Origin of the sequence: Kamptonema animale CS-326, from assembly GCF_028330895.1 — a bacterium.
Classification (GTDB): Bacteria; Cyanobacteriota; Cyanobacteriia; order Cyanobacteriales; family Microcoleaceae; genus Kamptonema; species Kamptonema formosum.
Genome location: NZ_JAQMUA010000366.1, coordinates 20,474 through 28,024 on the forward strand (window position 1 = coordinate 20,474; position 7,551 = coordinate 28,024).

Genomic DNA, 7,551 nt, shown 5'->3' on the forward strand with positions numbered 1-7,551 from the left:
AACAATTAATAATTACAATTACAATGCAACAGTAGGGTGGGCGCTCGCCGAAACTATATTAGCCATCAGTTACAAGATTTTTGCGGCGAGCGCCCACCTTACGTTTAGCAAATACCAATTACCAATTACCAATTACCAATTACCAATTACCAATTACCAATTACCAATTACCAATTACCAATTAAAACAGAAAATAACTATATTTTAGAGTTTCCAGACACTGTTAGATTTTGGTGACGAACGCGCCAACAATAACGGTCTAGCATTTGCTATGTTTAAAGTAACTATCCCCAAGTGCGTAGGCGAAGCCAGCATTCGGCATCGCTCTTTCCCTTGAAGAATGCCAAAATTAAAAGCATCTGCCTTTTATTCGTCCTAGCCGTTCATGGCCTTGTCTCGCCTCCTCATACTTATTACTGGTTTTTGCCTCATCTTGGGGCTAATGATCTGGCTGATTACGTCCTTAACTGGGCTTTATAGCCAAGTCGCGTGGTCTGCGCCGCCGTTTTTGGCGAATTTACTGCTATTGCTGCTAATCTTCCTCTTGGGGATGTTAATTTTTGCCTTATTCTACTACTGGAGGCTGCTACAACGCCCTAAGAAAAATCAAGCAAAACCGCAGTTAAAGCCAAAAGTTCCTGCTGCTAAAGTTGAGGCGGCTGAGGAAACATTGAGGGCTCTCCGCCAACAGGTGACTCAAATTCAGGATGAGGTAGCGCGTCAAGCTTTAATTTCGCGATCGCGTGAAATCGAAGCCAGTTTATCTCGTGGTAATGTCGAAGTAGTAGTTTTCGGCACGGGTTCCGCCGGCAAAACCTCTCTAATTAACGCACTGGTGGGCCGGATGGCGGGACAAGTAGGCGCACCAATGGGTACTACGGAAGTCGGAGAAACCTATATCTTGAAACTGAAAGGATTAGATAGAGAAATTTTAATCACAGATACGCCAGGAATCCTAGAAGCAGGAATCGCAGGAACTCAGAGAGAAGAATTAGCGCGACAACTGGCGACAGAAGCAGATTTATTACTGTTTGTCTTAGACAACGACTTGCGAAAATCCGAGTATGAACCGCTGCGGACTTTGGCAGAAATTGGCAAGCGATCGCTCGTAGTTTTCAACAAAACTGACCTCTACCCTGATAGCGATAAAGAAACCATTATCGCACGGCTAAGGCAGCGGGTGAAAGGCATCGTCAGCAGTATGGATGTAGTCGCGATCGCAGCTAACCCCCAAGAAGTCACTCTCGAATCGGGCGACAGATTTAAACCAGAACCAGATATCATGCCCTTAATTCGGCGCATGGCTGCCCTATTAAGAGCTGAAGGCAAAGATTTAATTGCTGATAATATTCTCCTACAATCTCAGCGTTTAGGCGAAGAAGCCCACAAATTAATCGATGCCCAGCGGCGGCGACAAGCGGATAAAGTAGTAGAGCGATTTCAGTGGATCGGTGCGGGAGTAATTGCAGTAACGCCCTTGCCAGTAGTGGATTTATTAGCCACAGCAGCCGTTAATGCCCAAATGGTAATAGAAATTGGCAAGATTTACGGGACTGAATTAAATATAGAGCGAGGGCGAGAATTGGCAATGTCCCTAGCAAAAACTTTAGCAAGTTTAGGAATTGTTGCAGGCGCGATTAAACTGGTGACAACTGCCCTTCAGCTTAATATTGCCACCTTTCTAGTCGGTAAGGCAATTCAAGGGGTAAGTGCTGCTTATTTGACGCGGATTGCTGGTAAGAGTTTTATTGAATATTTTCGCCACGATCAAGATTGGGGCGATGGTGGGATGGCAGAGGTAGTACAGCGACAGTTTCAGTTAAATCGGCGCGGGGAGTTTATGAAAGCCTTCGTAAAAGATGCGATCGCGCGCGTTGTTGAACCGCTAACAGTTCAACCAGAACCAGAATATGAATGTCAACTAGAAGAGCGACCGCAACCACAACCAGAACCAATTGTTAAACCTCCTCAAGACGATTGGGAAACCGATAGCCAACATAGAAATCGAGATTGGGAATAACTCAATTTTACTTAAAATAGCGCGTCTAATTGATTCGTAATTGTATCGTTTTAAGTGTTGTAGGGGCGGGTTCGCCCTGATATTTGATAAATATAGACAAATTGTGTAAACCCGTCCCGCCCCTACTACAATTCCGATGAGAAATCATATCATTGACAGATAAAATAGCTTATGTTAGAACCAAATAATTGTTGAAATAGAACTTCAAGAACTAAACAACCATGACATCCATTCCTGTATTTCTTTTTGAAGAACATCACGAAGCCTTTTTCGTTTGGCATTATTCCCTACTCAATAAACTTATTCCTAAAAACAATAATACCTTACTACACATAGATGAACATTCAGATTTTAGCATTCCCTTATTTAATTACTCTATTCATTCACTCAATAGTAATTTACGGGATATATACGATTTCACCTGCAACGAACTTACGATTGCTAATTTTATCGTACCAGCCGTTTATCAGGGAATATTTGACCGAGTTGATTGGCTATATCAAAGTAACAATGAAGGCAAGGAAACAGAACGTTTAATGGCAGTTCATTCGTACAAAGGAGCAGGTACAATGATGAGAATTAACACCAACTGTCAAGAAGATCCTATGATTTTCTTTAAGCCAGGTTTCAAAAAGCTTGTGATGAAAACTCTACAGACAAACGATAATTTTATTAATAGCCCATCAGTTGTATTAGACATTGATTTAGATTATTTTTCTTGTAATCCAGCTCATCTTTACTATCAAGGTAAAGTAGAAATAACTGAACAAGAATTCAATTCATTTAATGGTAACGAGCATCACTTTTTACGATTTTCGCTAGGAAGTGGGATAAAATGTAAAGTCGAAAATGGCAAGTATTATTTAATTTTCAGTTCCCCAGAACTAGAAGGAATGAACAGCAAGCTAAAAGTTTCCGAGGATGAGATTCTGGACAGGATCGATCGATTTATAGATTTTTTGAAAAACAACCAAGTGCAGCCTGCAATGATAGATATTTGCCGTTCTAGGCTAAGTGGTTTTACCCCCGAAGACCAATGTGAATTTATTGAAAAAAATCTTCTAGAAAAATTAAGTAGTCTCTATCCGCTACAGTTAAATCATCTTAAAGAAGTTTTACGAGAAGAGAAACTTAAATCATACTAGCAGAGCCAAGAGAATCCTGTGCAAAAATTACAAATTTGTAACTATCGCGCTTAACTGCTGTAACAGTGCTACGGTAGATCAGTGCTGGGTTTGAGGTCGCTCCCTAATTAATGCAGCCTCAGTTAAGTACATATACTATAGGCACGCACGACATCTAATTAGAGGTTTTTCCTAATGACTTCAATAACATCTCAACCGGAACCAATGACTCGTGAAGAACTGCAAGCCAAACTGATTGCTAAAGCTTGGCAGGATGAGTCATTTAAGCAAGAACTACTCAGCAACCCCACAGCAGTTGTTGCCAGAGAAATGGGTTTGGATAATATCCCAGGAATTAACATCCAGATAGTAGAAGAAACCCCGACCACCTACTACTTAGTGCTACCCGCTAAACCGACTGATGACACCGAAGAACTTTCTGATGCGGAATTGGAAGCTGTCGCAGGTGGACGCAGTCGTCGTCGCAGCGATAGGATAGGTTGGTCGATAGGGACATCGATAGTAACTGGAGGTATGGCCGCTGCCACGGGGAATTGCTAATTGATAACATCCAGATAGTGAAATAAACCCCGATTACCTATTGTTGCCATCATAATGAAGACAAGTCGGGGTGGTTTCACACACATCTTACCAAGTAGCAGCGATTGGCAAAAATGATTTAGATTTACTATATATATATCAAGTTCGGTTGATTAGTTATGATCGCGAAAACCTTGACCATCAAACTAGAAACAATTATATTTAGGTTTAGCGATCGTTTTGCTAAAATAATTGAAAACAACACTCCTAAAAATACTTTTTTTGATATCAAAGATTTTCCTTGGACAGTTGAGTTAGAACAAAATTGGCGGCCGATCCGCAAAGAACTTGAAAACCTGTTACCTGAAAGAAATAAATTACCTAATTTTCAAGATATTTCTCCTGAGCAAACTGTCTTAACTAAAGATAATAACTGGAAAATATATGCTTTTTATGCTTATGGTTCTAAAATAGAAGAAAATTGTCAAAACTGTCCAGAGACTACGAAAAGTCTAGAAAAAATCCCCGGTATAAAAACAGCTTTCTTTTCTATCCTAGCGCCAGGGAAACATATTCCCGAACATACAGGCGTTTATAAAGGAGTATTGAGATGTCATTTAGGATTAATTGTACCCCAACCCCAGAATGCTTGTAGAATTCGTGTTAAAAATGATATAGCTACGTGGTCAGAAGGAAAATGCTTAATATTTGACGATACATATCCCCACGAAGTTTGGAATGAAACGACGGGAGAACGGGTGGTTTTGTTTATCGACTTTGTTAGACCGTTACCATTTTTCCTGTCAATCATTAATTTATTAACAATAAAATTAATTAATTTAACTCCTTTTATTCGTAGAGTTATTAAGCATCAAAATGAATGGAATAGAAAAATTAACACTAATTCTCTCAGTGGATTATATGCTGGGATGGCTTGGCAACCAGAATGGTTGATGGATTGTAACTACAACCTGATGTCAGGAGAGAAACTAATTGTTTTTCTGGATGTCAACTATTCCCAATGTACGCAATGGCTGCGGCGGCTAAGTTTAGTACATCAACTTTCAGATATGCCAGACGTATTTGTTGTCATCGTTTTAACAGATCCAAAGATAGAAAGATTTACCCCACCTTTCGACATCCTATTCCCATTGATTCCAGTAAAACAGAATATTGTAGAAAACTTAGTTGAAGCTTTGCCAACTACTGTTGTCCTAAAAGATGGTATAATTCAGGAAAAATGGCTGGGAAATTTGCCAAATTTTGTAATGGAACGCATCAAAAAGCACCCCGCTTTAATGTTTTTTAAGTGATTAGATTAACTAATTAGCTTTGAGAAAAACTGATAAAAATTGTTAGTTATATAGGTAATGTAAGAGACGCAATGAAAGTTACTCAACAAGATTTAATTAGCATCGTAGAAAGAGCTAGTACAATAAACGATCGCTTAAGCGATCGCTTTATCCCAGATCCGTTACAACCCAATGATAAAAGTATAGATATAACCCTAGAGCGTTGGTGTCTTTTGTGTACTCAAGGTGATTGGGATAAATTTGCTAAACGCCTCGCCTGGGATAATTTAGATATTAATCAGGTGCGTCAGGTTTTAGGTGATGTTAAACTTGCTGACGAGAAATATCTCCCTTCTTGGGCAGAAACTCTCAGAGAAGTTTTGCAAACTAATGTATCAAGAGAAAATCTGAGCATTTATCGATATTTAGAAACTGAAAATCCCGTACCATTTGAAGAATTTTATTTGCCTTTTGTACAGGTAGGAATAGAAAGACTAACAACTCGTGTAAATGATAATTATAAGTTGCTTTCACTCCAGGCTCAAATTAGTTTAGAGCGGAGTTTGTTAAAAGAATTAAGATTACTGTGTGAGCCAACTCTGGAATTTGAATTCTCTCTTTTCTCTGCCATAAAGCAGTCTGGATTAATTCGCTTGTTCGCCCAAGCTCAAGGGAGTTCGGCTAAAGCACAGTACCAAAGTTTTATTAAAACAGTCACAGATGAAGGATTGTTATCATGCTTAAAAAAATACAACGTTTTAGCGCGACTCTTAGCAACAAAATTAGATTTTTGGGTAGAAGTAATAGAAGAGTTTATTGAGCGATTGGCTTCAGATTTACCAATAATTAACTCAACTTTCGCCAAAAAATTTACTTCAGTTGTAGAAATCAAGCTTGGTCTTTCCGATGCTCATAATCAAGGGAGATCGGTGATTGAAATTACTTTTGATGGTGGAGAGAAATTAATATACAAACCTAGAAGCTTAGGTTTAGAAGTAACTTATTTTGATTTACTTGCTTGGTTTAATCAACACAATTGTCCTTTACCATTCAAGCTACTTAAAGTCATTAACTGCAATACCTATGGTTGGGTAGAGTATGTAGAACATTTGCCCTGTGAGTCGGAAGCAGCAGTACAACGCTACTACCAACGGGCAGGAATGCTGATATGTCTGTTGTACATATTAGGGGAAACTGATGGTCACTATGAAAATTTGATTGCGAGTGGAGAACACCCTGTTTTGATAGATAGCGAAACTCTGATACATCCCGATGCCTGCGAGTTTGTAAAAGATGGACAAGAACTAGCAGCAGAGTTTTTAGCTAATCAGCAAATGTGGCGATCTGTGCTGCGAAGTAGATTACTACCAACATGGGTATTTAAAGCAGATAGAAATATTGCCTATGATATGAGTGCGTTGGGAGGATCTGCTCAAGAAGGAAATTTATTGAAGGTGCGAAAGTGGAAGGATATCAATACTGACAATATGACAGGGTTCTATGAATACGTCCCTATAGTTGGAGCTAATACTACTTCGCTAAATGGCGTGATTTTGTTAGCTAATGATTATATTAATGAGATTGTAGATGGTTGCCAACAGATGTACCAGTTTTTGGTGCAATGGCGAGAATCACTGTTGGGAACTGATTCACCTTTAGCCGCTTTAGCCACTCAGCAAGTACGGATAATATTTCGAGATACTGAAATTTATGGTCAATTGATGCGGAAAACCTTGCAGCCTAAATTTTTGCAAAATGGTGTCGATCGCAGCATACAATTAGATGTATTAAGTCGAGCATTTTTGATGGTTGATACTAAACCAGCAGCTTGGGCGATTAAACAAATAGAAATCCAATCTCTCGAACAAATGGATTTTCCTTATTTCTCGACTGCTGCTAATAGTAAGGATTTTATACTTAGCTCTGAATTGATGATTGAGAATTGCTTCTACGCACCAAGTTGTGAGCAAGCGATATCCCAATTACAGCAACTTAGCGATGCAGACTTAGCAGAACAAATTGGTCTGATTCGAGCTGCTTTCTACTCGCGGGTTGGGGGCAAGATTAATAGTAATGCCGTAACTTCAGAAATCGCTTTTAGTTTGGATGGGGATGAATTTCCTTTGCTGACATCAGCAGAAATAGTGGAGGAAGCGATCGCGATCGCTAAAGAAATAGCACAACGGGCGATTCGGGGTGCTAACGGTTCTGCTACTTGGATTAGTTTAGAATACATCCCCAATGCTCAACGGTTGCAACTTCAACCTTTAGAATATGGCTTATACGACGGTACGAGCGGGATAGCGTTATTTTTGGCAGCGCTGGCAAAGGTGACAGGTGAGGCGGAATATCGCGATTTAGCCCTGGCAGCGTTGCAACCCTTGGGACAGATATTGCAAGATGAAAAATCACAATTCGTGTCTAGAATGGTTAAAGAAATTGGTATTGGTGGTGCTAGCGGGTTAGGCTCGATTGTTTATGCTTTAGTACGGGTTAGCCAATTTGTGGATGCACCTGAATTACTGGATTTGAGTAAAGTTGTTGCTTCTTTGATTACCCCGGAAGCGGGGGGGGG

At 39.7% G+C, this 7,551-nt stretch carries 5 protein-coding genes; all 5 read left to right on the forward strand.

Translation table 11 applies throughout. The annotated features are described in order from the left end of the window. The first annotated feature begins 385 nt into the window (after positions 1-385). Positions 386-2,020: a YcjF family protein gene (locus PN499_RS21355; protein WP_272034391.1), complete on the forward strand. Its 1,635-nt coding sequence runs from the start codon at positions 386-388 to the stop codon at positions 2,018-2,020. Positions 2,021-2,241: 221 nt separating this feature from the next. Beyond that, positions 2,242-3,165 (forward strand): peptide arginase family protein, encoded by a 924-nt coding sequence (locus PN499_RS21360; protein ID WP_272034392.1) that lies wholly within the window; start codon positions 2,242-2,244, stop codon positions 3,163-3,165. 174 nt (positions 3,166-3,339) lie between these two features. Continuing rightward, on the forward strand, positions 3,340-3,705 hold the full coding sequence (locus tag PN499_RS21365) for an NHLP leader peptide family RiPP precursor (protein WP_272034393.1): 366 nt from the start codon (positions 3,340-3,342) through the stop codon (positions 3,703-3,705). Positions 3,706-3,863: 158 nt separating this feature from the next. After that, positions 3,864-4,997, forward strand: coding sequence for an aspartyl/asparaginyl beta-hydroxylase domain-containing protein (locus PN499_RS21370; protein ID WP_272034394.1), 1,134 nt, complete (start codon positions 3,864-3,866; stop codon positions 4,995-4,997). A gap of 71 nt (positions 4,998-5,068) precedes the next feature. Further along, positions 5,069-7,551: type 2 lanthipeptide synthetase LanM family protein (locus tag PN499_RS21375; RefSeq protein WP_272034395.1), on the forward strand; the 2,483-nt coding region annotated here is incomplete at its 3' end.